The organism is Kaistella montana (assembly GCF_024436175.1).
Lineage (GTDB): Bacteria > Bacteroidota > Bacteroidia > Flavobacteriales > Weeksellaceae > Kaistella > Kaistella montana.
In genome coordinates, this window is sequence record NZ_JANFQP010000001.1 from 957,070 (window position 1) to 981,308 (window position 24,239).

The window sequence follows — 24,239 nt, forward strand, 5'->3', positions numbered from 1 at the left end:
TAAAATTTTGGGTTAATAAAAGTAAACATAAACAATCAATAATGAGCATGATTTATGACAGTTTATTTTCCAATTAAATTCTTATTTTTTAATGATTATTTAAATAAAATCAGTTTAAAATCCACATTCAAATCAGCTTCGGAAAAGGAAGGTTTTTTTGTGGAAAACTTCTTGTGTTTTTTAGGAAGAATTAACTTTTTTACCTCGAAAAAAATCACGATATTTGTAAGCATTTTAAAAAAAATTAACAATAAAAAAGAGGAATAAAAATGTCCGGAATTTCGGTTTCGGAATCTTTAAGAATCTATAAAAAAATATGAGCAACAAACAATATACAGCAAGCAGCATTCAGGCATTGGAAGGAATGGAGCACGTGAGAATGCGTCCGTCCATGTACATTGGTGATGTAGGCCTTAGAGGGCTTCACCATTTGGTTTATGAAGTAGTAGATAACTCTATTGATGAGGCTTTAGCAGGTCATTGCGATACCATTACCGTTACCATTAAAGAAGGAAATGCGATAGAAGTAACCGATAACGGACGAGGAATCCCAGTAGATTTGCACGAAAAAGAACAAAAATCGGCTTTGGAAGTGGTAATGACCAAGATTGGAGCCGGAGGAAAATTCGACAAAGATTCTTATAAAGTTTCCGGAGGTCTTCACGGAGTTGGTGTATCGTGTGTGAATGCACTTTCTAACGAAATGATCACTACCGTTTACCGTGACGGAAACATCTACCAACAAACCTACGCAAAAGGAAAAGCACAAACCGAAGTAACCGAAATTGGAAAAAGCGATAAACGAGGAACCAAACAATTCTTCCAACCCGATGACACCATTTTCACTGAATTGGTTTACAATTATGATACTTTAGCAAGCAGATTAAGAGAACTTTCTTATCTTAACAAAGGAATCACGATCACTTTAACTGACGAAAGAGAACAATCTGAAGATGGAACTTTCAAATCTGAAATTTTCCACTCTGAAGGTGGATTGAAAGAATTCGTAGAATATATCGATGGAAACCGCGAATCGATCATGAGCAACGTGATCTTCATGGAAGGCGAAAAAGACGATATTCCGGTAGAAGTTGCGATGCGATACAACACTTCTTACAACGAAAATCTCCACTCATACGTCAACAACATCAACACGCATGAAGGTGGAACTCACTTGGCCGGTTTTAGAAGAGCTTTAACAAGAACTTTGAAAAAATTTGCTGATGAATTAGGAATTCCTGCTAAAGAAAAAGTGGAAGTTACCGGTGATGACTTTAGAGAAGGTTTAACCGCCGTAATTTCTGTAAAAGTGATGGAACCTCAATTCGAGGGACAAACCAAAACAAAACTAGGTAACTCCGAAGTATCGGGAGCTGTAGATAAAATTGTGGGTGAAATGCTCACCAACTTCTTGGAAGAAAACCCGAACGAAGCAAAAATCATCGTTCAGAAAGTTGTTTTGGCAGCAAAAGCAAGACAAGCAGCGAAAAAGGCAAGAGAACTTGTTCAAAGAAAATCTCCGATGGGCGGAAGCGGACTTCCGGGAAAACTTTCCGATTGTTCATCTAAAGATCCGGAAATTTCCGAATTATTCCTCGTGGAGGGAGATTCCGCAGGTGGAACAGCAAAACAAGGTCGTGACCGTCATTTCCAAGCAATTCTTCCGTTAAGAGGTAAGATTTTGAACGTAGAAAAATCAATGCTTCACAAAGTTTATGACAACGAAGAAATCAAAAATATCTACACCGCTCTTGGAGTTTCTGTAGGTACCGAAGAAGATTCTAAAGCACTCAACATTTCCAAACTTCGTTATCACAAAGTAGTAATCATGACCGATGCGGATATTGATGGATCGCACATTTCTACTTTGATTTTAACTTTCTTCTTCCGTTACATGAAAGAACTCATCGAAAACGGATACATTTATATCGCACAACCACCACTCTATTTGTTGAAAAAAGGAAACAAAAAAGTGTATGCGTACAATGAAAAAGAACGTGAAGATCTTACATTAGAAATGGCTCCGGACGGAAAAGGCGTGGAAGTTCAACGTTACAAAGGTCTTGGGGAAATGAACCCTGAACAGCTTTGGGAAACTACCCTCAACCCTGAAAACAGAATCCTAAAACAAGTTACCATCGAAAGTTTAGCCGATGCTGACAACGTTTTCTCAATGTTAATGGGCGACGAAGTTCCTCCAAGAAGAGAATTTATCGAGAAAAATGCGATTTATGCAAAAATCGATGTTTAAATTCAAAATTTAACATATTATCTCCTCAAAACCGTCTTTTTTGGACGGTTTTTTGCTTTAAAATTAAATCATCAATACAATCAAAATGAAAAAAGTCTCAGCAATCTTTTCCGTAATACTTCTAACTTTTTTTAGTTGCACCAAAACAGAAAAACAGGTTTCTGAATCCTCGACAAAATCCGATTCTACCAAAATCGTAACAAATATTTTCACAATCGATTCGGTAAAAGTTGATGATTCTTTGAAAATCGATAAAAACCTCACCACAGCATTCAAATCGAAAATATTGGTTTTTCCTAATATTTCAAACAAAACACTGCTTGACAGCGTATATTCAGCAACCAATATCAAGCTCGACACTTATACTAAGGATCACCTTTTGCAAGAGCTCCAAAAAAAACAAAACGATTTTTACGAAAATACCAAGGAGTCGCTAAATGATTGGAAACCTGATTTTAAACAAACTTGGGACGAAACTTCGAGTATGAAACTATTTTCCACACAAGGTAATTACATGACGATACAATATACTGGAAGTGGCTATACCGGCGGTGCCCACGGATATTATAATGAAATTTATAAAGTATTTGATGTAAGTAACCATAAAACCATTCAGATTTCAGATCTCATCATCAATCAAGATCCGAAAATATGGAATCGAATTTTGATGACTAATTTCCTTGAAAACGACCTTGAGAAAAAACAAGCAGAAATGCTTTTGGTAAAAGAAATTCCCCTCAATAGAAATTTTTATTTCGACAAAGACAATTTGTACTTTCTATACAACCAATACGAAATTGCAGCTTATGCAGCCGGTCCGGTGCTCATCAAAATTCCGTACACAGAAATAAAACCGTTCTTAAATCCTGATTTTAAAGCAAAAATGAATCTTTAATAAATATTTAATCCGCCGGAAAATAATCCGGCTTTTTGTTATTTTTGTCCCATGGAAAAAGTCGCCTTCATCATCAACCCATTTTCAGCGAAAAAAAATTATCAACCTTTTCTGGATGCGCTCCAAAAAAAAGTTGAAAATCCGCTTTATTATATTTCTGAATCCATTGAAGGAACATTTGATTTTATTCATCAAAACTTTGATCAAGTCGATATTTTCGTGGCAGTTGGTGGCGACGGAACGATTTCTACCGTTGCACAAAAATTAATTAATACTGAAAAAATTCTGGCAATTTTTCCGGCTGGTTCAGGCAATGGGTTTTCAAATGAAACCAATTTTCACAAAAATCTTGATGAACTTTTAGATAAAATTAAAGCCAAAAAATCCCGAAATATTGATACTTTTTTAGTGAATGAAAAACTTTCGATTAATGTTTCAGGAACGGGATTCGACGGAAAAGTGGTCAAGGAATTTGAAAAAACGGAGCGCGGTTTCAAAAATTACATCAAAGTTTCTATCCAAACTTTTTTTAATTACAAACCCATCAAAGTAAAATTCATCACTGAAAATTTCAAGCAATACAACGGAAAATATTTAATGTTGAATATCGCAAACACCCGCCAATTCGGGAATAATGCGTACATCGCACCGAAAGCTAGCAAAAGCGATGGTTTGGTTGACTTGGTTTTGGTGAAAAAATTTCCACTTACTTATTCGCCATTTTTCGCTTTCCGAATGTTCACAAAACGACTAAAAGACGACGATTACGTCACTTACCTACCCGTTTCGGAAATCGAATTTAAAGTTTCCACCAAAAACTGGCATCTCGATGGGGAATTCAACAAGATAAAATCTCCAATTCACATCAAAGTTTTGCCAAAAAGTTTGAGAATTTTGATTTAACTATTTAAAAAATCACTTACTCAGCAGCTACCGAATCGTCGCCACGTCCGTCTGCTACTGCAGTTGCATTTCCGTTTTCGTTGATTACAATCATTTCGGTTTTCCCGATTTGGGTAATTCTGTCGAATTTATAATTTTTACTTTCTAAATCCTTAATAGTAGTTTCAGGAAAGCCTTTTTCCACAGCAATCGTTTCTGGAAGCCATTGATGGTGAAATTTCGGAGCATTTACTGATAAATTTGGGCTCAGTTTAAAATCAAGAACATTCACGATCGATTGATAAACCGAAGTCGGAATTGTAGTTCCACCTGGTGTTCCCACCACGATGTAAGGTTTTCCGTTTTTCAAAACAATCGTTGGTGTCATCGAGGAAAGCATTCTTTTTCCAGGTTCAATTTTATTGGCTTCACCACCAACTGCTCCGAACATATTTGGAACGCCTGGTTTTATGGAGAAATCGTCCATTTCATTATTTAAGAAAAATCCGGCTCCTGCAACAACCACTTTGCTTCCGTAATATCCGTTTAATGTAGTAGTAATCGCTACTGCATTGCCCTCTTTGTCAATAATAGAAATATGAGTAGTTTCTGTAGATTCTTTCGGTTGAGGAATAATTTTGCCAACTTCCGAACTTGGTGTTGCCAGATTTTTGTTGAAAGATTTCCAACGGTTTTTCAAATAAGAATCGGAAATCAGCATTTGAGTTTTATCATCAATAAAGTTCGGATCTCCCATGAATTCGGCTCTATCAGCATAAGCTCTTCTCTCAGCTTCCACCATAATCTGAACAGCTTCCGCAGAATTTTGCTGATATTTTTCGAGGTTTTCATAGCTCGCCATTTTCAGCATTTGCGCCAATAAAATTCCGCCACTTGAAGGCAAAGGCATCGAAACGATTTCATTTCCTTTATAATCAAAAACGATAGGTTTTCTTTCGGCAACTTTATAATTTTTTAAATCATTTAAAGTAATGATTCCGTTTCCGCGTTTCATTTCGGCAACGATTAGCTCAGCGGTTTTACCTTCGTAGAATCCTTTTTCACCGTATTTTTGAATTCTTTTTAGGGTTTCTGCCAAATCTTTTTGAACCAAAATATCGCCTTGTTTCCAAGGTTCAGTTTTTTGGAAAACCGATTTTATTTTATTGTGCTCATTAAAATGTTTCATTTGATCATTCAACAAACTGGCTTCTTTTTCGGTAATGGCAAAACCTTGCTCAGCCAAGTCTATCGCAGGTTGAATCAACTTTTCCATCGGAAGTTTTGCATGTTTCAATGTCGCGTAAAATCCAGCGATCGAACCCGGAACACCGGCGGCTAATCGTCCGTATTGCGAAAGCGTGGTATTTGCTTTTCCGTTTTTGTCGAGATACATATCTCTAGAAGTCTTTGCAGGAGCCGTTTCTCTAAAATCGATTGTAAATTGTTCGCCGTTATTTTTTACACCCACCAAAAAACCACCGCCACCGATGTTTCCGGCTTGCGGATAAACAACCGCCAACGCGTATTGTGTTGCAATGGCAGCATCAAAAGCATTACCTCCCATTTTCATCATTTTTGCGCCGGCTTCACTTGCGAGTGGATGTGCGGAAACTACCAATCCTTTATTTTGAGTATGGATTTCTTTAATAATATTAAAATCGGTAAACTGTGCAAAAACAGCATTCGCAGAAAATACAAGTAGGAAAAGTGATTTTTTCATAATGGAAATTTCAACAAAAATACGGAAAAAAGGACTTTACGATCAAATATTGCAGTAGAATAAAGGTTAAATATTGATAATTATTTACAAGTTTCATCATGGGAAATTGCTTAAAATTTTTAAATTTGCTTAACTATAAATCTAAATTCAAAAAATGGAATCCTACACGGAAAAAATTCTTATCACTGGCGCTCTTGGACAAATTGGTACAGAACTCACCAATCGCTTGGTTAAAATTCATGGTGCTGAAAACGTAGTTGCTTCCGGCCTTGATCGCTGGGACAAAAATCTTACTTCAGCCGGATTTTATGAAAGAATGGACGTAAGCAACACCCAACTGGTTCGCCAAATTGTGAAAGATTATGAAATCACCACAGTTTATCATTTGGCTTCTTTACTTTCCGGAACTTCCGAAAAACAGCCACTTTTCGCCTGGAAATTGAATGTAGAACCTTTGCTGAATTTCTGCGAAATGGCAAGAGAAGGAATGTTGAAGAAAGTTTTCTGGCCAAGTTCTATCGCCGTGTTCGGAAAAGGAATTCCTAAAGAAAATGTAGGTCAGGATGTGGTTTTGAACCCAACAACCGTTTATGGAATTTCGAAAATGGCCGGTGAAAAATGGTGCGAATATTATCACGATAAATTTGGAGTGGATGTGAGAAGCATCCGATATCCCGGTTTGATTTCCTGGAAAACCCCTGCAGGTGGCGGGACAACCGATTATGCAGTAGAAATTTTTTACGAAGCAGTTGAACAAGGAAAATACACCAGTTTTATTTCCGAAAACACGGCAATGCCGATGCTTTACATGGATGACGCCATCAATGCAACTTTGAAATTAATGGAAGCTCCGAAAGAAAATTTAACCGTTCACAGCTCATATAATTTGGGTGGTTTATCTTTTACACCGAAAGAATTAGCTGAAGAAATCAAAAAAGAAATGCCAGATTTTGAAATTGATTATCAACCGGATTTCAGACAGGCAATTGCTGATTCTTGGCCGGCTTCAATCGATGATTCTATCGCGAAAAAAGATTGGGGATTATCTTACGATTTCGACATCACTGCGATGACCAAAGACATGCTGAAAAATCTGAAAGTAAAACTTGTTAAATAATTTTTAATGATTTTATTAACTTTCAACATCATTAATCATCATCGGAAATTCAGAAAAAACGAGCAGATTAGTGATGACGAAATTTTAAAAATCACTGAAAACAACGTCTCTTCAATTCTCCGGATTTTAGAAAACCATCATATATTGGCTTCATTTTTCATTGAGATTTCCATCGTTGAGAAACTGAAACCTTTGATTAAGAAAATCGTAAGCAAAGGTCATGAAATTGCTTTATATAACGACAATTCGGAGATTTCAGAAATTGAAACAGCCAAAAGAAATACAGAAGATTTTATTGAAAAAATCATCCGAGGCATTCGGCAAAAAGAAGTTAGCATTTCCGTAAATGACCTCAAAAATCTGGAATTCAGTTATATTTCGAATATCGAAAATGCCAATATCCTTTTTCCCTTCAAAAGATTAAAAAGAAGTACTGAAATTTTCGAAGAAAATGGTGTAAACATAATTCCTGAAAGCATTTCTCCTTATTCCCAAATTCCTTATAATGATTTTGTTTTCCAGGTTGTTCCGCTAAAATATTACCAAAATATGGTCGTGGAAACACTCAAAAATGAAGATTTTGTTCTTATTTATTTGAATTCATGGCAGTTTACCGATTTAGAAAAATACCAATTTCAAATTCCTTTTTACAGAAAATACAATTCCGGTCGCAAAATGGAAAACAAGTTGGAAAATTTCCTTCAATGGATGAATGAAAATGAATCTGCCTTTTCGAGAATGAAGGATTTTGTGTTTTAATTACTCTACATCTATTATAAATTGTAATATATTTTTTCTAATTGAAGTTTATTGTATTGAAATATTGTGACTTTGAGAAAAATATATTACTTTTGCACCTCGAAATAATTAACAAATTTATTTAACATTATGAACAATTACGAAACTGTTTTCATTTTAACTCCCGTTCTATCTGACGCACAGGTGGAGGAAGCAGTAAAAAAATTCGAAGATCTTTTGACTTCAAACAATTGCGAAATCGTTGCCAAAGAAAATTGGGGACTTAAGAAATTGGCTTATCCAATCCAATTGAAAAAGAATGGTTTTTACACTTTAATCGAATTTAAAGGCGAAGGAGCTGTAGTAGCAGATTTAGAACTTGCTTTCAAACGTGACGAGCGAGTAATCCGTTTCTTGACTACTAAGTTAGACAAACACGCTGTAGAATATGCGGTGACAAGAAGAAACAAAGTAAAAACTGCGAAAGCTTAATTTAACCCTCTAAAAATTTACAACAATGGCAATAGACGATATGGCTAAACAAGCCTCTGCTGGAGGTGAATCTGAAGTAAAATTCCTTACTCCACTAGACATCAACACCAAAACTGATAAAAAATACTGTAGATTCAAAAAATACGGAATCAAGCATGTTGATTATAAAGACGAAAAATTCCTTCTTCAGTTCGTAAACGAGCAAGGTAAAATTTTACCAAGAAGATATACAGGAACTTCTTTGAAATACCAAAGAAAAGTTTCTGCTGCAATCAAAAGAGCAAGACACCTTGCTTTGATGCCTTACGTAGCAGATTTATTAAAATAATTATTTAAACAAAATAGTTGTTGGTTGTTTTACAAAAACGCCTAACTTCTAAATAAAAAAGGACAACAACAATGGAAATTATTCTAAAAAAAGACGTAGAAAACTTAGGATTAGAGTTTGATACAGTAAACGTAAAACCTGGGTATGCAAGAAACTACTTGTTGCCACAAGGTTTAGCGCTTTTGGCTACTCCAAAAAACAAAGCAAATCTAGAGGCTACTTTAGAAGCTAGAAAAGAAGAAGAAGCTAAATTGATCGCAAACGCAAACGCTATCGTTGAACAATTGAAGAAAACGAACATCACAATCGCTACTAAAGTTGGTTCTGGTGATAAACTTTTCGGATCTATCAACAATGCTAACCTTTCTGAAGAATTGGCTAAAGCAGGTGTTGCAGTTGACAAAAAATACATCAAAATCCCTGGAAACACTATCAAGAGAACAGGTAAAGTAACAGCAATCATCAGACTTCACAGAAATGTAGAACATAACTATGAGTTTGAAATCGTTTCTGATGCTCCACCAGCTCCTGTGGCTCCAAAAGCTGCTCCAGCTAAAAAAGTTGAAGAAACTCCTGCTGAAGAAGCATAAGAATTTTCTTTATCATATAGAATCCGGTAATTTTTTTACCGGATTTTTTTTTGCAGTAGATTCTCCTTTCTTAATTTTAAAAATGATAATTTTGTGATATGCTACAAATCATTGTTTACGTAAGACAAAGTTTAAAAAAATCATTTGACAATCTCCACAACGAAAAACTGAAAAACAATCTGTTGCAGGCGATTCCGTTTTGGATTGCTTCCTTGATTACCGGAGTTTTTGCAGTGTTGTATGCCAAAATATTCACTTGGGGCGAAGAACTTATGAACTTTATTTTCAATTGGAATCCGTTGATGATTTTCATCATCGCACCTGTAGGTTTTATCGTTTCGTGGTGGCTCATCAAAGAATTTGCACCCTATGCGAAAGGCAGCGGAATTCCTCAAGTAATGGCAGCTGTAGAACTGGCAAACCCAAAAGAAAATAGAAAAATCCGTCAATTATTAAGCTTAAAAATCATTGTTTTTAAAGTTTTATCCAGTGTCGCCCTCGTCATTGGTGGCGGCGCAGTTGGTCGAGAAGGCCCGACGATTCAAATTGCCGGTTCCGTTTTCAGAAAAGTCAACGAATATCTTCCCGATTGGTGGCCAAAAATTTCAAAGAAAAACATGATTATGACAGGTGCTGCAGCCGGTCTTTCCGCAGCTTTCAATACCCCTTTGGGAGGAATTGTATTCGCTGTGGAAGAACTTGCGAAAACACACATCAACTATTTTAAAACGGCACTTTTCACAGCGGTAATTATTGCAGGTTTAATGGCTCAAACTTTAGCTGGTTCTTATCTTTATCTGGGTTATCCTAAAACTTCTGATGTTGGATTATCAATCATGTTTCCCGTCATTTTAGTAGCCGGAGTTTCAGGGATTTTTGCTAGTCAACTTTCTGTTTTGATGTTGAGCATCAACAAATGGAAAAAGAGACTTAAAACCGATACAGCAAACATCATTTTTCTTATCATTTCAGCATTAATAATCGCCTCACTCGCCTATTTTGTGAACCGTGAAATATTAGGTTCCGGAAAAGCAATTATGGAGCGAACCCTCTTTACCCAAGACAAGCACGAAGATTGGTACATTCCTATTTTCCGAATGATTGGCCCAGCTTTATCTTTTACATCAGGAGGTGCAGGTGGAATTTTTGCTCCTGCTCTTTCAGCCGGAGCCAGTATCGGATCGGTAATTTCAGGATGGATTCATCTTTCTCCGAATGAAACCAACGTGGTCATTCTTGCCGGAATGGTCGCCTTTCTTACAGGAATTACCCGCGCTCCTTTTACCTCAGCAATCATCGTTCTCGAAATGACCGATCGACATTCTTTAATTTTTCATTTAATGCTTGCAGGAATGGTTTCTTCATTGATTTCATTAATGGTAAGCAGAAAATCACTTTACGATTCTTTGAAAATTTCTTATCTGGAAGAAATTCGCAGCAATGAAGAACTCAATAAAAAATCCGATAAATAATTTTATCGGATTTTTTATTCGTTTTAATTAATAAGTTGTTGATTTTTGTTTTACATTCCCTAAAATATCCGGGAAATAAACATCCGAAAGGTGCTCAAACTCATCTCCCCGCATAAACATTGAGGCATCAACTTGATCATAAGAATCTTTTCCTGCGGCAGCAATCAATTCATTGCAAGTGTGCAAAGTATTCTTATGGAAATGATAAACTCTTTCGCTTTTATCGGTTACATCAAGCCCTTTGATGAGCATTTTATCTTGGGTAGCAACTCCGGTCGGGCAATTATTGGTATTACATCTTAACGCCTGGATACAGCCCAAAGCAAACATAAATCCTCTTGCATTATTACACATATCCGCTCCCATCGCAACGGCACGGAGAATATCTAAACTCGTCAACACTTTTCCACTTGCTATCACTCGAAGTTTGTTTCGAAGATTAAAGTTGTTCAAAGTTCTATTCACAAAAATCAAAGCAGGTTCCAAAGGCATTCCCACTCCATCCGAAAATTCTGGTGGAGCAGCTCCAGTTCCTCCTTCCGCACCATCGATGGTAATGAAATCTGGATAAATTTTCAGCACATTCATCTGAACGCAAATATCTTCAAATTCTTTAGTATCACCGATACAAAGTTTGAATCCTACAGGTTTTCCACCTGATAATTCTCTCAATTCCTGAACGAATTTCAGCAATCCAGCCGCATCTGAAAATGCAGAATGCGACGGTGGAGAAATAATCGTAAGTCCGGGTTGTACGTGGCGAATTGCAGCGATTTCCGGAGTGTTTTTAGATCCTGGTAAAACTCCACCATGACCAGGTTTTGCACCTTGAGAAAGTTTAATTTCAATCATTTTCACATTCGGAATGGTGGCATTTTTCTTGAAAATTTCTGGTGAAAATCTTCCTTGTTCGTCTCTACAACCGAAATATCCGGTTCCGATTTGCCAGCAAAGATCGCCTCCTTCTAAGTGATATGGGGAAATTCCTCCTTCACCAGTGTTGTGATAAAATCTTCCTTTTTTTGCGCCTCTATTTAATGAAATTTGCGCCCGATCACTTAATGATCCGAAACTCATCGCAGAAATATTGAATAAAGAAGCGTGGTATTTTTGGGTACATTGCTCACCTCCAACCCAAACTCTTGGCAATTCTTCATTGGGAGATTTGGCGTAAATAGAATGTTTAATTCCCTCATATTTACGTTGATTCACTTCTAACTGAGTTCCAAAAGGAACGGTATCACTGATATTTTTTGCGCGTCGGTACACTGCGGAACGCTGATTTCTTGGGAAAGGTTTTCCATCGGTTTCTCTTTCGATGAAATACTGTTGCATCTCTGGTGAAATTCCTTCAAAAAAATACCGAAAATACCCAATTACAGGGAAGTTTCTAAGAATGGCATGTTTGGTTTGAAAACAATTGTAAATTCCCAATGCATAAATGCAGGTTAATAAAATCGGAATCCAATAATGCGCTTTGATCAACAATGAAGTCGCCCACACCAAAATAAGTATCACGATTCCCCAGTTAATGAATTTGTCTCTCATTATATAAAAAAATTTAAGATTGACCTCCAAATTTAGGAATAATAACCCAACAAAAAAAGCCGTTTCCAATAATTTGAAAACGGCCTATTTTAAAGGATTTTCTTACTTCGTCCAGTTGATTTTGGTGAGTTGCACCTCATCAGAATTGGTCCCGATCATCACATCAAATTCGCCGGCTTCCCAGTCATATTTCAATGCGTTGTTATAGAATTTCAAATCTTCAGGGGAAATATTGAAGGTCACTTTCTTACTTTCTCCTTTTTTCAAATACACTTTCTGGAAACCTTTCAATTCTTTCACAGGTCGCGTGATGCTTCCAACCTTATCGCGGATATATAGTTGAACCACTTCTGCTCCGTCATAATTCCCAGAATTGGTCACTGTAACAGAAGCCTGAATAGTTTGATTTCCTTTTGGATTAACATCGGAAACCGACATCGCAGAATAGTCAAATTTAGAATAGCTTAAACCAAATCCGAACGGATAAAGCGGTGTGTTACATTCATCCATATAATTGGAACGGAATCTTTCGTAGACACATTTTTCGGTTTGATCAGCGCCTAAAGGACGACCGGTATTTTTATGATTGTAGTAAATTGGAACCTGACCCAAACTTCTCGGGAAAGTTACCGGAAGTTTTCCCGAAGGATTTACTTTACCAAAAAGCACATCTGAAATGGCATTTCCAGCTTCGGAACCTGCAAACCAAACATTCAAAATGGCATCAGGAAGATCTTTCATATTGGTTAAAGCCAAAGGTCGACCTGTGAAAAGTACCACCACGATTGGTTTTCCTGTCTTTTTAAGTTCTTTTAAAAGATCAATTTGAGATTGCGGAATATCAATTTCTGTTCTTGATGAAGATTCGCCACTCATTTCAGCAGATTCGCCGATCGCAAGAACCACTACATCGGATTTGTTAGCTACATCTACAGCTTCTTTCAGTAAAACTTCTTTCGGACGATTATCTCTATCGGTTAATTTTCCGTGCGCTGCGTAAACATTTTCCAATTTTTCGCTGTAATCGATATTTGCACCTTTCGCAGAAACAAATTTTACATCTTTCCCGAAATTATCCTGCAAACCTTTCACTAGAGAAACTGCTTCACCATGTTTTGCGGCGACACTCCATGTCCCGGTCATGTTGAGGGAATTATTCACCAAAGGTCCGATTACTGCAACTGTTCCGGAGTTTTTCAATGGAAGAATGTTGTTTTCATTTTTCATTAAAACCATCGATTGAGCAGCAACATTTCGAGCAACATTTCTGTTTTCTTTGCTGAAAACTTCTTTTGAAGCCAATTTTGCATCGCCGTATCTATAAGGATCTTCAAAAAGTCCTAAATCATATTTTGCTTCCAGAATTCTTTTCGCAGCCAAATCAATCTCCGCTTGGGTAACTTTTCCTTCTTCCAAAGATTGTTTCAAGGTTTTCAAGAAACCTTCTCCCACCATATCCATATCGACACCGGCTTTCAAGGCAAGTGCAGAAACCTGTTGCAAATCGCCCATTCCGTGTTCGATCATTTCGTTGATTCCTGTGTAATCGGTAACGACAAAGCCATCAAAGCCCCACATTTTTCTTAGAACCTCGGTTTGAAGCCATTTATTTCCGGTAGCAGGAATTCCGTCAACTTCATTAAAAGATGCCATCACAGAACCAACTCCTGCATCTACAGCCGCTTTGTAAGGTGGAAAATATTCATTAAACATTCTCACGTGGCTCATATCAACCGTATTGTAATCGCGGCCGGCTTCACCAGCTCCGTATAAAGCGAAATGCTTTACACAAGCCATGATGGTATTTTTCAGTGACAGATCTTTCCCTTGATAACCATAAACCATATTTTTGGCTACTTCGCTTCCCAAATACGGATCTTCACCGGAACCTTCGGAAATTCTTCCCCAACGTGGCTCTCGAGAAATATCAGTCATCGGCGAAAATGTCCAAGAAATTCCGTCTGCAGCAGCTTCTTTTGCCGCTACAGCAGCAGATTGCTGAACAAGATTCATGTCCCAAGAAGCAGCTAAACCTAAAGGAATTGGGAACGTGGTTTCGTACCCATGAATGACATCCATTCCGAAAATTAATGGAATTTTAAGTCGGCTTTTTTCTAATGCTACTTTTTGTACCGCTTTGATTTTCTCAGCACCTTTAATGTTGAATAATCCACCGACCAAACCTTGTTCGATTTTCTTTCCGATGTCGGAATTGGTCGCTTGTCCGGTTGTGAAATCACCTGATGAAGGCAAATTCAGCTGCCCGATTTTTTCATCTAAAGTCATTTTGGCGAGAAGATTCTCTACAAATGCTTTTTTCTTGACTTTATAAGCTTCGGTTTGGTAAGATTGGTAAGGTTTGGTTACCATTTCCTGAGCCGAAAAACAAGGTGCAAGCGCGATGGTTGCAATTAAAATTAGTTTCTTCATATTGATTATTTTTTGTCAGATTTTTTCTGGGAAAGCATCCATTCGTAAAGTTTTGGATTGGAATAGGTTGAATCCCATGAGTTATGATTATCATCGGAGAACAAAGTAAGTTCCACGTTTTTATTATATTTTTTAATTTCCTGATAAATTTCAATCGAATTCATCGGGGAAACGATATCGTCATTTCCGCCATGAAAGATTTTCATGGGAAGATCTTTGTAATTTTCTGCTCTCACTTTCATCAATCTATCGACAGGCGGACAAACCGGAACCACCGCAGAAAACATTTCAGGATGCTCCATCGCGAGTTTCAAAGTTCCCCAACCACCCATGGATAAACCGGTGAGGATAATTCGCGACTCATCAATTTTATATTTTTGTTGAATATCTTTGATTAAATGATAAATTGTTTCGGTATCCCACCAAACATTTTCCGGACATTGAGGAGCCAGAATTGCAATAGGTTCTTTGATGAGATTTTTGTAAGTAAACGGACTGTGTGCTTTTACCATTTCCAAATTCGTTCCTCTTTCGCCGGAGCCGTGAAGGAAAACAATCAACGGAACTTTTCCTTTAGAATCCTGAGGATAATCTAGAACATAAGAAATTTTGTAGCTGTTTTTAATTTCTTTGTTGAATTCTGTTTTGATTTCCTGAGCTTTCAGCAAACAACCGAAACTTAGAAAAAAGAGAGTAAAACGAGATATTGATTTCATATTTATTTAAAATTTATTGGTCTTGATTTTATTTAACAACCGATCTCCTAGCCCCGATTGCAGCGGCATCCTTTTGTGGAGTGCAGCGGAACAAAAGATATAGCGGAAAGCGGGAAATAGCTCCAAAAAAAAATCATTTAATATTATACTTTTCAGATTTAAAACTCAATTTTTTCAAGCCTTGTTGGATATCTGGTGCGTTCATGAATAATTTCCAAAGCAGGCCGGATCGGTAATTTTCAATCATGGGCGAAATGGTTCCCTGATCGATCGCCAAATATCTTGGAGTAAACCAATTGTCGTAATGCACCGATGTTGCATCATAAGGACCCGCAACGCCGATGAAGTCCGGCTTTTCGGTATAAACATATCTTAAAAAATCCATGGATTCTTTCGGAGTATAAGGAAAACTGCTCAACGCCGCGGTTGGGGAAATAATTCCCGTGTCATTGGTGGGCGAATGGGCGGTGTATCCCGTAGAACCATCTGAATTTCGGGTATAACTTGCTGTGAGTCCCCAATAATTTTTGTTATAACCTTTCCAGTTTTTAGGATTTTTGAGGATGTAATTGTAATCAATTAAAACATGATTTCGATTGAGATCGAAGTAATTTTTCACTATTTTATCGGATAGATTTGTTGGATCCAATCCGAGATAAGAATATTGTGCCCAAAAAAGTGGTCCACCAAATTCTTCTGCACCATTGTGTTTCACGATCAGCGGAAAGCCGTACTTGGATTGATCTGAGGTGTATTTACCGTTTCTTGTCCAGCCTTTATAATAGGTTTCGGCATCGATGGTATGCGTTGGAGAAGCTGCGGCGAGAATGTAAGTGATGAGGCACTCGTTGTAACCCTCCAAAGGAAAATTCATTTCCCAGCCGTAATTGGGCGACCAATGCCAATAAAGCACTTTTTCGCCACCTTTGGTATACCAATTCCATTCAACTCCTTTCCAAAGGTCATCCATTTTTTGGGCGAGAAGTTTTTCTTCTTGATTTCCATTTTTGAAATATTCGCGAATGGTGATGATTCCTTGAACCAAAAAAGCAGTTTCTACAAGATCGCCGCCGTTATCTTTTTGTCCGAAAGGAACGGTTTTTCCGGTTTCGCCATTCATCCAATGCGACCAAGCTCCGTGATATCGATCCGCGGAAGCGAGAAAATCGGCCATTACATTTAAACGTTTTACAGCTTCATTTCTTGGAATAAAACCGCGCTCGACTCCTACTAAAATGGTCATTAATCCAAATCCTGAACCGCCAGTTGTAATTACATTTTTGTCATTATCGGGGTAAATATCATCAACATGATAGCGTTCCCGCGCCAACAATGAATTAGGTTCAGCGAAATCCCAGAAATATTTCAAGGCATCTTGCTGAACTCTGTTCATCAATTGTTCGTTGGTGAAGCCATTAGTTGAAGCTTCATTATTTGAAGCCCCATTTTGTGCATTTTTGCATGAAAACAAAAAAGTACAAGCAACTAAACCTACCGCAAAAACTCCTTTCATTATTTAAATTTTTAAGAATCAAGCATTAAAAAAATAAAAAGCCACCACAAAAAATGTGGCAGCTTTTTGTATAAAATCCATTAATATCCAGGGTTTTGTGTCAAGACATTATTACTGTCATTAATTGCGTTCAAAGGAATTGGGAACAATTCGTTTTTCCCGGTTTTAAATCCTAATGGTCCTAAAAATGTAGCAGCTTGGCCTGTTCTAACAAGATCTAAGAAACGATCCATCTCCATCGCTAATTCTACCCTTCTTTCCTGCCAAATTGCAGTTCGAAGAGCGCCTTGTGTGGTTGCGGTAGTGTTTGCAAGTTGTGCACGGTTTCTCACTCGATTGATGTTGGTAATTGCTACAGCGGTATTTCCTAATTCGTTGGCAGCTTCTGCATTAATCAAAAGAATGTCTGCAAATCTTAGAATTCTTAAGTTCTGAATAGAGCCATAACCACAAGCATTATTATTTAAAGAAGACGGAACATAAACTTTTTGGTTATAAGTATCAACCGATTGTGGATCTCCTTTTTTGATCAAATCTCCTTCAATGGTGGTTTCTCCTTCTCTTAAAATCGTCAATTCTTTTCGGATATCACCTGGTTCAAAAGCGTTTTCCAAAGCCGGAGAAGGCGTGAAGAATCCCCATCCGAATTGGTTTCTTACCCCTTGAACTTCAGCATACTGACTTCCTCCGAATTCCGCAGAACAACCGCAGTTGACTTCGAAAACAGATTCAGGACCAAATTCGCCTGCAGGACGGAATAAATGATTGAAATCAGGATCTAAATCGTATCCCATTCCCATCACCAAATTGGAAGTATCATACGCTTTTTGATAATCTTTCATATACAAATACACTTTTGAAAGTAAACCTAGCGCTGCTCCTTTCGTTACTCTACCCAAATCTGCTGCTCCATAACTTGGTGGAAGCACTCCTGAAGCTTCCGTTAAATCTTTTACAATAAAATCATAAACTTCTGCCGCGGTATTTCTCGGAAGGTTATAATTGGTTTGAATGCCATCAAAAATCGGCACACCACCATAAACTCTTACCAAATTAAAATAAAAATAAGCTCTCAACATTTTGGCTTCAGCAACCAATCTGTTTTTTAAGGCAGCATCCATTTCAATTGCAGGAACTTTGGTGATTACTTGGTTGGCTCTGTTTACAGCTTGCCATTGACCAATCCAATATCCGTTTACCGCATCGGTACTTACGTTGTATTTGAACTGATCCATATCGTTGATGAAAGCGGCGTCACCAGGATTAGAACCTTTCACTACATCGTCACCGGTAACTCCTAAAATATTCTGCGCAGGGAAACCGGTATTTTCCCAGCTTCTGAGGAAACTATAAATCGCGTTGGTTGCCTTCATGGCATCTTCTTGCGTTTGGAAGAAATCGGTACCAACAGTGACACCTTCTTGTTTGATGTCGACAAAATCATCTTTACAACTTGTAATGAGCGAAAGTATGGTGAGTGTTAAAAATATTTTTTTCATGATTTTTTAATTAAAATGTTAAATTCATCCCCATAGTATAGATGGCAGAAATTGGGTAAATATTGTTATCAATACCCATTTGTACTCTGTCAGTATTTAAAATTTCAGGTGAGAATCCGTTGTATTTAAAACTGGTCCAAGGATTTTGTGCACTTAAATAAAGTCTCAATTTTTTCACAGATAATGCTTCGGCGACATTTTTCGGAAGGTTGTATCCAATTTGAATATTTCTGATTCTGAAATAGCTACCATCTTCTACATAGAAACTGCTTGGAAGAATCACCGATTGATTGGAGGTAATCATTGCATTGGTATTGGAAGTTCCTTCACCGTGCCATCTGTTGTTGTACATATCCAAATCCCAACTTTCGTTTCCGTAGCGTTGTTCGCGGTTGTAATTGTAGATTTCATTTCCGAAAACTCCTTGAAAATCAATAGCAAAATCAATGGAATGAACATTTAAAGTAAATCCGAATCCGTAAGTTCCATCAGGAATTGGGCTTCCTAAGAAAGTTTTATCTCGAACATCAATAATTCCGTTTCCATCCAAGTCAGCAAATTTGAACCAACCTGCTTTTGCATCAGTTTGCCCTGAAGCAGCTGCTTCGGCATCGGTTTGGAAAACGCCTGCAACCTGATAACCATAATAAGATCCCACCGCTTCACCGGCTTGTAATCTCACGATTGAGTTATTGAAAAGAGAAGCTCCTGTTTCTAAGAAAGATCCGCCGTAAACATCAGTGATTTTGTTTTTAAGCGTGGTGAAGTTTCCATAAAAACCTAATTTCACATTCTCGCTAAGGTTTTTGTTATAATTGGCTGAGATTTCCAAACCTTTATTATTAAAGGAATAAGCATTGGTTACAAAATTTCTCCAGTTGCTCGCTCCGGATAGTGTTCCTTGGAAAATTCCGTACACAACATCTTTGGAATCTTTGTTATAATAGGTTGCTTCAAGTTTTAAATTATTATTTAGCATCGCCATTTCAATCCCGAAATCGGTACCAGTTGTAGTTTCCCAGCCGATGGTTGGGTCAATCACAGTATCAATTGTTGCTGCAGGATAACCATTATTTCCATAATAAGCTCCACCACCGATGATGGTTACGTTTTGGGTGAAATTTCTGCTCACATTTGGATTTCCTAGTTCACCGTAACTTGCTCTAAGTTTTAATAAATTAAAGAAATTTTGCTCACTCATGAAATCTTCTTTTGAGATCACCCAACCTACACTTACCGCAGGGAAAGTTCTGTAGCGATCTGTCGAAATTTGCGAAGTTGCATCTCTACGAATCGATGCATTTAAAAGGTATTTTCCGGCGTAATCATAATTAATTCTACCAAAGATAGATTCAATTCTACGCTGATCTTGGGTTACACTCGGATCGCTTCTGGTATCATTATAATAGAGAATATCGGTTCCGTTATCAATGTTCAAAGATTCATTCGTTCCGTCATAATAGACTTTATTAGCTGATCGATATTCTTCAGATCTGGAATCTCTAACTCTGGTAAAACCTCCTAATAAATCCAAATTGTGGTTACCAAAGCTTTTTTTCCAGTTCAGGGTATTATCCCAAACATAATTTCGGTAACGATTGTTTCTGGTAATGAGCACAGGATCTTTTTGGTTAGAAACCGGTGCATACGTTAAAGTTGGGGTGTATTCGTATTGTTGAGGAGAATAATTATCGTTGGTATAGCTCGCTTTAAAAGTAAAATCTTTCAAAAATTTCACTTCGGCCCAAACATTATTGAGTAATCTCTCTTGTCTAACTTGGGAACGATAAAGATCTAATTGTGCTCTTGGATTGGCAACATTTACTAAAGTAATATTTTGGTAATCTCCTGTTGTAGGGTTCATTACATCATAAACCGGCGGTGCGTTTCGGGCATCTAATAGAGGGTTTTTCGAAACATCGGTACGGGTTTTTGAGAATGAAAAATTATCTCCGATGGTAATATTATCTGTAATTTTATAGCTTAGGTTTAATTTGGTATTCATTCGGTTAAACCCGCTTCCGGAATTAATTCCTCTACCTGCAGCCAAGTTTCCTTCATCTTGCAAATAACCTACACTTCCGTAATAATTCAATTTTCCTAAACTTCCAGAAGCCGAAAAATCATTAGAATTAATAGTGCTCGGACGCAATATTTCGCTGAACCAATCGGTACTTCCCGGATATTGTGCCTTGGTGATGAATTGCGTTGGATCCGTTACCCGGTCATTCCTCAATTTTTCATTATATAATTCGATGTACTGATCAGCATTCACCATTTCCGGAACATTAGTAACCGTTTTGATTCCCAAATAAGAATTCACATTGAAAATCGGTTTGCCTCTTCCTGTTTTGGTTTTAATGATCACCGCTCCATTCGCAGCTTTCGCACCATAAATCGCCAAACTCGATGGATCTTTCAGAACACTCATCGATTCAATATCTTGCGGATTTAGGAAAGAAATATCTTCTGTCAACATTCCATCCACGATGAAAACAGTATTTCCTGATAATGATCCGATTCCTCTGATATCTACTCTCGGCGAACCTCCTGGAGTTCCCGTCGTGACTACATTCACACCGGCAAGCCGACCTTGAACAGAATTAAGAGCATTTGCATTCGGTTTATCTGCTAAATCTTTAGCGCTGATTAAACCGATACTTCCGGTAACGTTTTCTTTCTTTTGGCTGCCATAGCCAATCATTACCACTTCTTCGATTTTTTGTTCTTTCAAAGAGTCTTGTTTACCGGTTTGTGCATTCACATTCATTCCGAAATAGAATGCGGCTACCAAACAAGAAACTTTCAAATTAATTTGTTTCATATCGTAGTATTATTATTAAAAAATAAGTAAGAAATCCAACTATCATTATTATCTCAAAGTTAGAAAATATACTAATATGATGTTAATTTTTAATCATTTTTTTATAATTATTTGTTAAATAGATGATTTCAGAGCCAAAAAACTTTGGCTTAATATTTGACAAACATTGAGTTACAAATTATAAATTTGCATCATGAAAAGAAATACAATTTTAGTAGCTACGATGGCTGTAGTTACCTTAGGAACCACCACACAATCTTGTGTAGCATTGGCTACATCTAGTGTTGGACTTGCAGTTTTAAAACAAATTCTTCTTGGAGGAATTACCAAAGGTCTTAATATTTTTAGCGATAAAAACAGCTTCCTTGCCAATCAACTTATTGAAGCTGCGTTACCACAACAACTTAAGGATGTGAACAATACGTTGCAAAAATTAGGTTTAAACAGCTTGGTGCAAAAAGAAAAAGAATATATCGCGCAAGCCGCAACTTTCACAGTAGATGTTTCTCGCCCGATCCTTACCAATGCAGTAAATAGCCTCACTGCAGAAGATGCCGCACGAATCGTTCAAGGGGGTAGCGGAACCGCAACTCAAATCTTGAGAGAAAAAACTTCTGAGCAATTAATGGCTGCAATTGCCCCAAAAGTTGATGCTAAGCTGAATGAATTCGGATTAGTGAGCACATTAAACCAAGCTTTGGCCGGATCCAATCTCTTAGGAACACTTCTTGGCGGACAAAGTTCTAACGCTTTAACTGGTGGAATCAGTAAATTTGCATCTCAGCAAATGGTAAATGGACTTTTCAATATTATTCAAAATCATGAGCAACAAAACTCTGCTACGATATTGAATTCTTTGAATAGCATTAAATAACAAAAAAATATCTTTACATTTGAGTTTCCGAATTTTTTCGGAAACTTTTTTGAACCTTTAATATAAAGAAAATGGTTAACATTATTGATAATCAAGAAAATACGAATCCGGATGATTTTTATGCATCTTTGAAAGAAAAACTAGAAGCTACCCACGATTTTCCGGAAGATTATCTTTTTAAATTCATCATCACAAACGATGAATCCAAACATACCGAAATCTACAGAGTTTTCGATGAAGTAAAATTCACCCTCAATACCAAAGAAAGCAAGAACGGAAAATATAGTTCGATCAGCATCAATGCTTTTGTTATGGATGCCGATCAGGTCATCAAAATCTACAAAGAAGTAGGTAAAATTTCTGGAGTGATGATGCTTTAGTAAGATTAAAGCTAAAAAAATGAATGTCTTAATCACTGGTGCAAGTGGATTTATAGGACAATCTTTAGTAGAAAAACTTAGAGAAAGAGATCACCATGTTCGGTTTTTGACGAGAGGCAACCCCACTCAGGAAAACCAGTTTCATTGGAACCCAAAGGAAGAATATATTGATGATAAAGCATTCGAAAACCTCGATGCAATCATACATCTTGCCGGTGCGAACATCAGCAAAAGATGGACGAAAAAGCACAAAAAGGAACTTTTCGAAAGCCGCATCAACACCGCAAATCTCCTGAAAAAGTATTGCCAAAAAAATAACATTCATTTAAAAGCATTTATTTCAGCATCCGGCGTCAATTGCTACGGAACTTTCACTTCTGATCAAATTTTACACGAAGATTCAGGAGTTCTTAAAAATGATTATTTGGCAAAATTATGCACCGAATGGGAGCAAGCAGCCGATCAATTTGCAGATCTCTCCGACCGAGTTGTTTGCCTACGAACCGCTTTGGTATTGGGAAAAGACGGCGGTGCTTTTCCATTATTAAAAAACATTACCGATATCAATTTGGCTGCCGCAATCGGTTCCGGAAAACAATGGATGAATTGGATTCACCTTGAAGATTTGATCGATTTGTACGTTTTTGCGCTTGAAAAACCTACTATTAACGGCAAATATAATGCGGTTGCAGATGATATTCCTACGAATAAAATATTCATGAAAACATTGGCGCGAACTTTATGCAAGTTTTTCATTTCCGTACATGTCCCTGCCTTTTTAGTGAAATTGATGATGGGCGAAATGAGCACGATTATTCTCCGCGGAAGCCGTGTTTCCAATAAAAAAATCAAATCCGCGGGATTTGATTTTCAATATTCTATGCTTCAAAAAGCGTTGAAGACATTAATTTAAGTCGACTTAATTTTCAATAAAAAATTTCACATTTTCAATAGGTCTTGCGATCATCGCGACATTTCCTTTGATTAAAATAGGTCTTTGAATTAATGAAGGATTTTCTGCTAAAACTTTAATCCATTCATCATCCGTAAATTCTTTGTCTGCAAATTTCTCTTTAAATAAAACTTCATTCTTGCGGATAAGTCCCTGTACATCGGTGTTTAACTTTTTCAGAACTGTTTTCAATTCAATTTCCGACAACGGATTTTCTATGAAATCGATGATTTCAAAAGGAACATTATTTTCATCTAAATGCTCTAAGATTGCTCTCGATTTGGAACAAGTATTATTATGAAGAACTTTAATCATGATTTTATAGTTTTATAAGGTTAAATTTATTCAGGAAAAACTGCCGTCATCAAAAGTTAACCTTCAATTTTCAACTAAAACAAACCATGGAGTTCTGTTTCAATTCTTTCGAGAATGTAACCGAAATCTTCCGGTCTTTCTACGAAATCCAAATCGTCAACTTCGATGATCAATAGCTTTCCTTCTTTGTAGCCTGAGATCCATTTCTCATATTTTTGGTTGAGTTTGGAGAGGTATTCTATGGAAATGGTAGCTTCGTAATCGCGGCCACGTTTATAGATTTTCTTCACCAAATTGGGAACATCAGACTTCAAGTAAATGAGCAAATCTGGTGCCGAAACAAAACTTTTCATCAATTCAAAAACCGCAGAGTAATTATTGAAATCACGTGCCGTCAAAAGATTCATATCGTTCAGGTTTTCCGCAAAAATGTGGGCATCTTCGTAGATTGTACGGTCTTGGATGATGTTTTTTCCACTTTCGCGAATTTCTTTCACCTGTCTGAAACGGCTTCCAAGAAAATAAATCTGCAACGCAAAACTCCATTTGCTCATGTCCGAATAGAAATCTTCCAAATAAGGGTTATGATCTACATCTTCAAACTGGGCATCCCAACCGTAATGTTTTGACAACATGGTCGTTAAAGTAGTTTTTCCCGCGCCAATATTTCCTGTAACCGCAATATGCATGCTAAAAATTT

Annotated in this window: 21 protein-coding genes; 12 read left to right on the top strand and 9 right to left on the bottom strand. The window is 37.1% G+C overall.

Annotation, left to right across the window (positions count from 1 at the left end; all coding sequences use genetic code 11):
- Nucleotides 1–316: 316 nt before the first annotated feature.
- The 3 genes from gyrB (at nucleotide 317) to NOV28_RS04445 (ending at nucleotide 4,049) form a co-directional block, all read left to right on the top strand.
- Nucleotides 317–2,251 carry a DNA topoisomerase (ATP-hydrolyzing) subunit B gene (gene gyrB, locus NOV28_RS04435; protein WP_255927985.1) on the top strand — a complete coding sequence of 645 codons (1,935 nt, stop codon included), beginning with the start codon at nucleotides 317–319 and terminating at the stop codon, nucleotides 2,249–2,251.
- An 85-nt stretch (nucleotides 2,252–2,336) separates the two neighbouring features.
- Complete coding sequence (locus NOV28_RS04440; protein WP_255927987.1) at nucleotides 2,337–3,146, top strand: RsiV family protein; 810 nt, start codon at nucleotides 2,337–2,339, stop codon at nucleotides 3,144–3,146.
- Between the two features lie 51 nt (nucleotides 3,147–3,197).
- The gene (locus tag NOV28_RS04445; RefSeq protein WP_255927989.1) at nucleotides 3,198–4,049 is read left to right on the top strand and encodes a diacylglycerol/lipid kinase family protein; all 852 of its coding nucleotides are present in this window, start codon (nucleotides 3,198–3,200) and stop codon (nucleotides 4,047–4,049) included.
- Between the two features lie 16 nt (nucleotides 4,050–4,065).
- On the opposite strand, the gene ggt is transcribed toward NOV28_RS04445, so the two are convergent.
- Nucleotides 4,066–5,751 (bottom strand): gamma-glutamyltransferase, encoded by a 1,686-nt coding sequence (ggt, locus tag NOV28_RS04450; protein WP_255927991.1) that lies wholly within the window; start codon nucleotides 5,749–5,751, stop codon nucleotides 4,066–4,068.
- A gap of 154 nt (nucleotides 5,752–5,905) precedes the next feature.
- On the opposite strand from ggt, the gene NOV28_RS04455 reads away from it, so the two are divergent.
- The 6 genes from NOV28_RS04455 (at nucleotide 5,906) to NOV28_RS04480 (ending at nucleotide 10,488) form a co-directional block, all read left to right on the top strand.
- Nucleotides 5,906–6,868: an NAD-dependent epimerase/dehydratase family protein gene (locus NOV28_RS04455; RefSeq protein ID WP_255927993.1), complete on the top strand. Its 963-nt coding sequence runs from the start codon at nucleotides 5,906–5,908 to the stop codon at nucleotides 6,866–6,868.
- Nucleotides 6,869–6,874: 6 nt separating this feature from the next.
- Entirely contained in the window at nucleotides 6,875–7,627 is a 753-nt protein-coding gene (locus tag NOV28_RS04460; RefSeq protein ID WP_255927995.1) for a polysaccharide deacetylase family protein, read from the top strand.
- 129 nt (nucleotides 7,628–7,756) lie between these two features.
- Entirely contained in the window at nucleotides 7,757–8,098 is a 342-nt protein-coding gene (rpsF, locus tag NOV28_RS04465; RefSeq protein WP_255927997.1) for a 30S ribosomal protein S6, read from the top strand.
- A gap of 25 nt (nucleotides 8,099–8,123) precedes the next feature.
- On the top strand, nucleotides 8,124–8,426 hold the full coding sequence (gene rpsR / locus NOV28_RS04470) for a 30S ribosomal protein S18 (RefSeq protein ID WP_218249632.1): 303 nt from the start codon (nucleotides 8,124–8,126) through the stop codon (nucleotides 8,424–8,426).
- A 71-nt stretch (nucleotides 8,427–8,497) separates the two neighbouring features.
- Entirely contained in the window at nucleotides 8,498–9,016 is a 519-nt protein-coding gene (rplI, locus tag NOV28_RS04475; protein ID WP_255928005.1) for a 50S ribosomal protein L9, read from the top strand.
- Nucleotides 9,017–9,114: 98 nt separating this feature from the next.
- Nucleotides 9,115–10,488, top strand: coding sequence for a chloride channel protein (locus NOV28_RS04480; protein ID WP_255928007.1), 1,374 nt, complete (start codon nucleotides 9,115–9,117; stop codon nucleotides 10,486–10,488).
- A 27-nt stretch (nucleotides 10,489–10,515) separates the two neighbouring features.
- Here the strand turns inward: NOV28_RS04480 and NOV28_RS04485 are convergent, their stop codons facing one another.
- The 6 genes from NOV28_RS04485 to NOV28_RS04510 form a co-directional block, all read right to left on the bottom strand.
- Nucleotides 10,516–12,036: an FMN-binding glutamate synthase family protein gene (locus NOV28_RS04485; RefSeq protein WP_255928009.1), complete on the bottom strand. Its 1,521-nt coding sequence runs from the start codon at nucleotides 12,034–12,036 to the stop codon at nucleotides 10,516–10,518.
- Between the two features lie 102 nt (nucleotides 12,037–12,138).
- Entirely contained in the window at nucleotides 12,139–14,466 is a 2,328-nt protein-coding gene (bglX, locus tag NOV28_RS04490; RefSeq protein ID WP_255928011.1) for a beta-glucosidase BglX, read from the bottom strand.
- A gap of 5 nt (nucleotides 14,467–14,471) precedes the next feature.
- Nucleotides 14,472–15,182, bottom strand: a complete 711-nt coding sequence (locus NOV28_RS04495; RefSeq protein WP_255928013.1) for a carboxylesterase family protein — start codon at nucleotides 15,180–15,182, stop codon at nucleotides 14,472–14,474.
- Nucleotides 15,183–15,315: 133 nt separating this feature from the next.
- Nucleotides 15,316–16,695: a glucoamylase family protein gene (locus NOV28_RS04500; protein ID WP_255928015.1), complete on the bottom strand. Its 1,380-nt coding sequence runs from the start codon at nucleotides 16,693–16,695 to the stop codon at nucleotides 15,316–15,318.
- 80 nt (nucleotides 16,696–16,775) lie between these two features.
- A complete protein-coding gene (locus tag NOV28_RS04505; protein WP_255928017.1) occupies nucleotides 16,776–18,194 on the bottom strand; it encodes a RagB/SusD family nutrient uptake outer membrane protein in 1,419 nt (472 codons plus the stop codon).
- A 10-nt stretch (nucleotides 18,195–18,204) separates the two neighbouring features.
- Entirely contained in the window at nucleotides 18,205–21,018 is a 2,814-nt protein-coding gene (locus tag NOV28_RS04510; RefSeq protein ID WP_255928019.1) for a SusC/RagA family TonB-linked outer membrane protein, read from the bottom strand.
- 193 nt (nucleotides 21,019–21,211) lie between these two features.
- Here NOV28_RS04510 and NOV28_RS04515 point away from each other — a divergent pair, with 193 nt between their 5' ends.
- From NOV28_RS04515 to NOV28_RS04525, 3 genes are all read left to right on the top strand, one after another.
- On the top strand, nucleotides 21,212–21,892 hold the full coding sequence (locus tag NOV28_RS04515; RefSeq protein WP_255928022.1) for a DUF4197 family protein: 681 nt from the start codon (nucleotides 21,212–21,214) through the stop codon (nucleotides 21,890–21,892).
- 71 nt (nucleotides 21,893–21,963) lie between these two features.
- A complete protein-coding gene (locus NOV28_RS04520) occupies nucleotides 21,964–22,272 on the top strand; it encodes a DUF493 domain-containing protein (RefSeq protein ID WP_255928024.1) in 309 nt (102 codons plus the stop codon).
- A 19-nt stretch (nucleotides 22,273–22,291) separates the two neighbouring features.
- Nucleotides 22,292–23,185 carry a TIGR01777 family oxidoreductase gene (locus NOV28_RS04525; protein WP_255928026.1) on the top strand — a complete coding sequence of 298 codons (894 nt, stop codon included), beginning with the start codon at nucleotides 22,292–22,294 and terminating at the stop codon, nucleotides 23,183–23,185.
- A gap of 6 nt (nucleotides 23,186–23,191) precedes the next feature.
- On the opposite strand, the gene NOV28_RS04530 is transcribed toward NOV28_RS04525, so the two are convergent.
- Together NOV28_RS04530 and NOV28_RS04535 are read right to left on the bottom strand one after the other, a co-directional pair.
- Nucleotides 23,192–23,539 (bottom strand): ArsC/Spx/MgsR family protein, encoded by a 348-nt coding sequence (locus NOV28_RS04530; RefSeq protein ID WP_255928028.1) that lies wholly within the window; start codon nucleotides 23,537–23,539, stop codon nucleotides 23,192–23,194.
- A gap of 74 nt (nucleotides 23,540–23,613) precedes the next feature.
- On the bottom strand, nucleotides 23,614–24,228 hold the full coding sequence (locus NOV28_RS04535) for a deoxynucleoside kinase (protein WP_255928030.1): 615 nt from the start codon (nucleotides 24,226–24,228) through the stop codon (nucleotides 23,614–23,616).
- Nucleotides 24,229–24,239 lie beyond the last annotated feature (11 nt).

Bases quoted from the DNA above. Each gene is read 5' to 3' on its own strand.
- gyrB (WP_255927985.1), top strand. From the start codon at position 317: ATGAGCAACAAACAATATACAGCAAGCAGCATTCAGGCATTGGAAGGA.
- NOV28_RS04440 (WP_255927987.1), top strand. From the start codon at position 2,337: ATGAAAAAAGTCTCAGCAATCTTTTCCGTAATACTTCTAACTTTTTTT.
- NOV28_RS04445 (WP_255927989.1), top strand. From the start codon at position 3,198: ATGGAAAAAGTCGCCTTCATCATCAACCCATTTTCAGCGAAAAAAAAT.
- ggt (WP_255927991.1), bottom strand. From the start codon at position 5,751: ATGAAAAAATCACTTTTCCTACTTGTATTTTCTGCGAATGCTGTTTTT.
- NOV28_RS04455 (WP_255927993.1), top strand. From the start codon at position 5,906: ATGGAATCCTACACGGAAAAAATTCTTATCACTGGCGCTCTTGGACAA.
- NOV28_RS04460 (WP_255927995.1), top strand. From the start codon at position 6,875: ATGATTTTATTAACTTTCAACATCATTAATCATCATCGGAAATTCAGA.
- rpsF (WP_255927997.1), top strand. From the start codon at position 7,757: ATGAACAATTACGAAACTGTTTTCATTTTAACTCCCGTTCTATCTGAC.
- rpsR (WP_218249632.1), top strand. From the start codon at position 8,124: ATGGCAATAGACGATATGGCTAAACAAGCCTCTGCTGGAGGTGAATCT.
- rplI (WP_255928005.1), top strand. From the start codon at position 8,498: ATGGAAATTATTCTAAAAAAAGACGTAGAAAACTTAGGATTAGAGTTT.
- NOV28_RS04480 (WP_255928007.1), top strand. From the start codon at position 9,115: ATGCTACAAATCATTGTTTACGTAAGACAAAGTTTAAAAAAATCATTT.
- NOV28_RS04485 (WP_255928009.1), bottom strand. From the start codon at position 12,036: ATGAGAGACAAATTCATTAACTGGGGAATCGTGATACTTATTTTGGTG.
- bglX (WP_255928011.1), bottom strand. From the start codon at position 14,466: ATGAAGAAACTAATTTTAATTGCAACCATCGCGCTTGCACCTTGTTTT.
- NOV28_RS04495 (WP_255928013.1), bottom strand. From the start codon at position 15,182: ATGAAATCAATATCTCGTTTTACTCTCTTTTTTCTAAGTTTCGGTTGT.
- NOV28_RS04500 (WP_255928015.1), bottom strand. From the start codon at position 16,695: ATGAAAGGAGTTTTTGCGGTAGGTTTAGTTGCTTGTACTTTTTTGTTT.
- NOV28_RS04505 (WP_255928017.1), bottom strand. From the start codon at position 18,194: ATGAAAAAAATATTTTTAACACTCACCATACTTTCGCTCATTACAAGT.
- NOV28_RS04510 (WP_255928019.1), bottom strand. From the start codon at position 21,018: ATGAAACAAATTAATTTGAAAGTTTCTTGTTTGGTAGCCGCATTCTAT.
- NOV28_RS04515 (WP_255928022.1), top strand. From the start codon at position 21,212: ATGAAAAGAAATACAATTTTAGTAGCTACGATGGCTGTAGTTACCTTA.
- NOV28_RS04520 (WP_255928024.1), top strand. From the start codon at position 21,964: ATGGTTAACATTATTGATAATCAAGAAAATACGAATCCGGATGATTTT.
- NOV28_RS04525 (WP_255928026.1), top strand. From the start codon at position 22,292: ATGAATGTCTTAATCACTGGTGCAAGTGGATTTATAGGACAATCTTTA.
- NOV28_RS04530 (WP_255928028.1), bottom strand. From the start codon at position 23,539: ATGATTAAAGTTCTTCATAATAATACTTGTTCCAAATCGAGAGCAATC.
- NOV28_RS04535 (WP_255928030.1), bottom strand. From the start codon at position 24,228: ATGCATATTGCGGTTACAGGAAATATTGGCGCGGGAAAAACTACTTTA.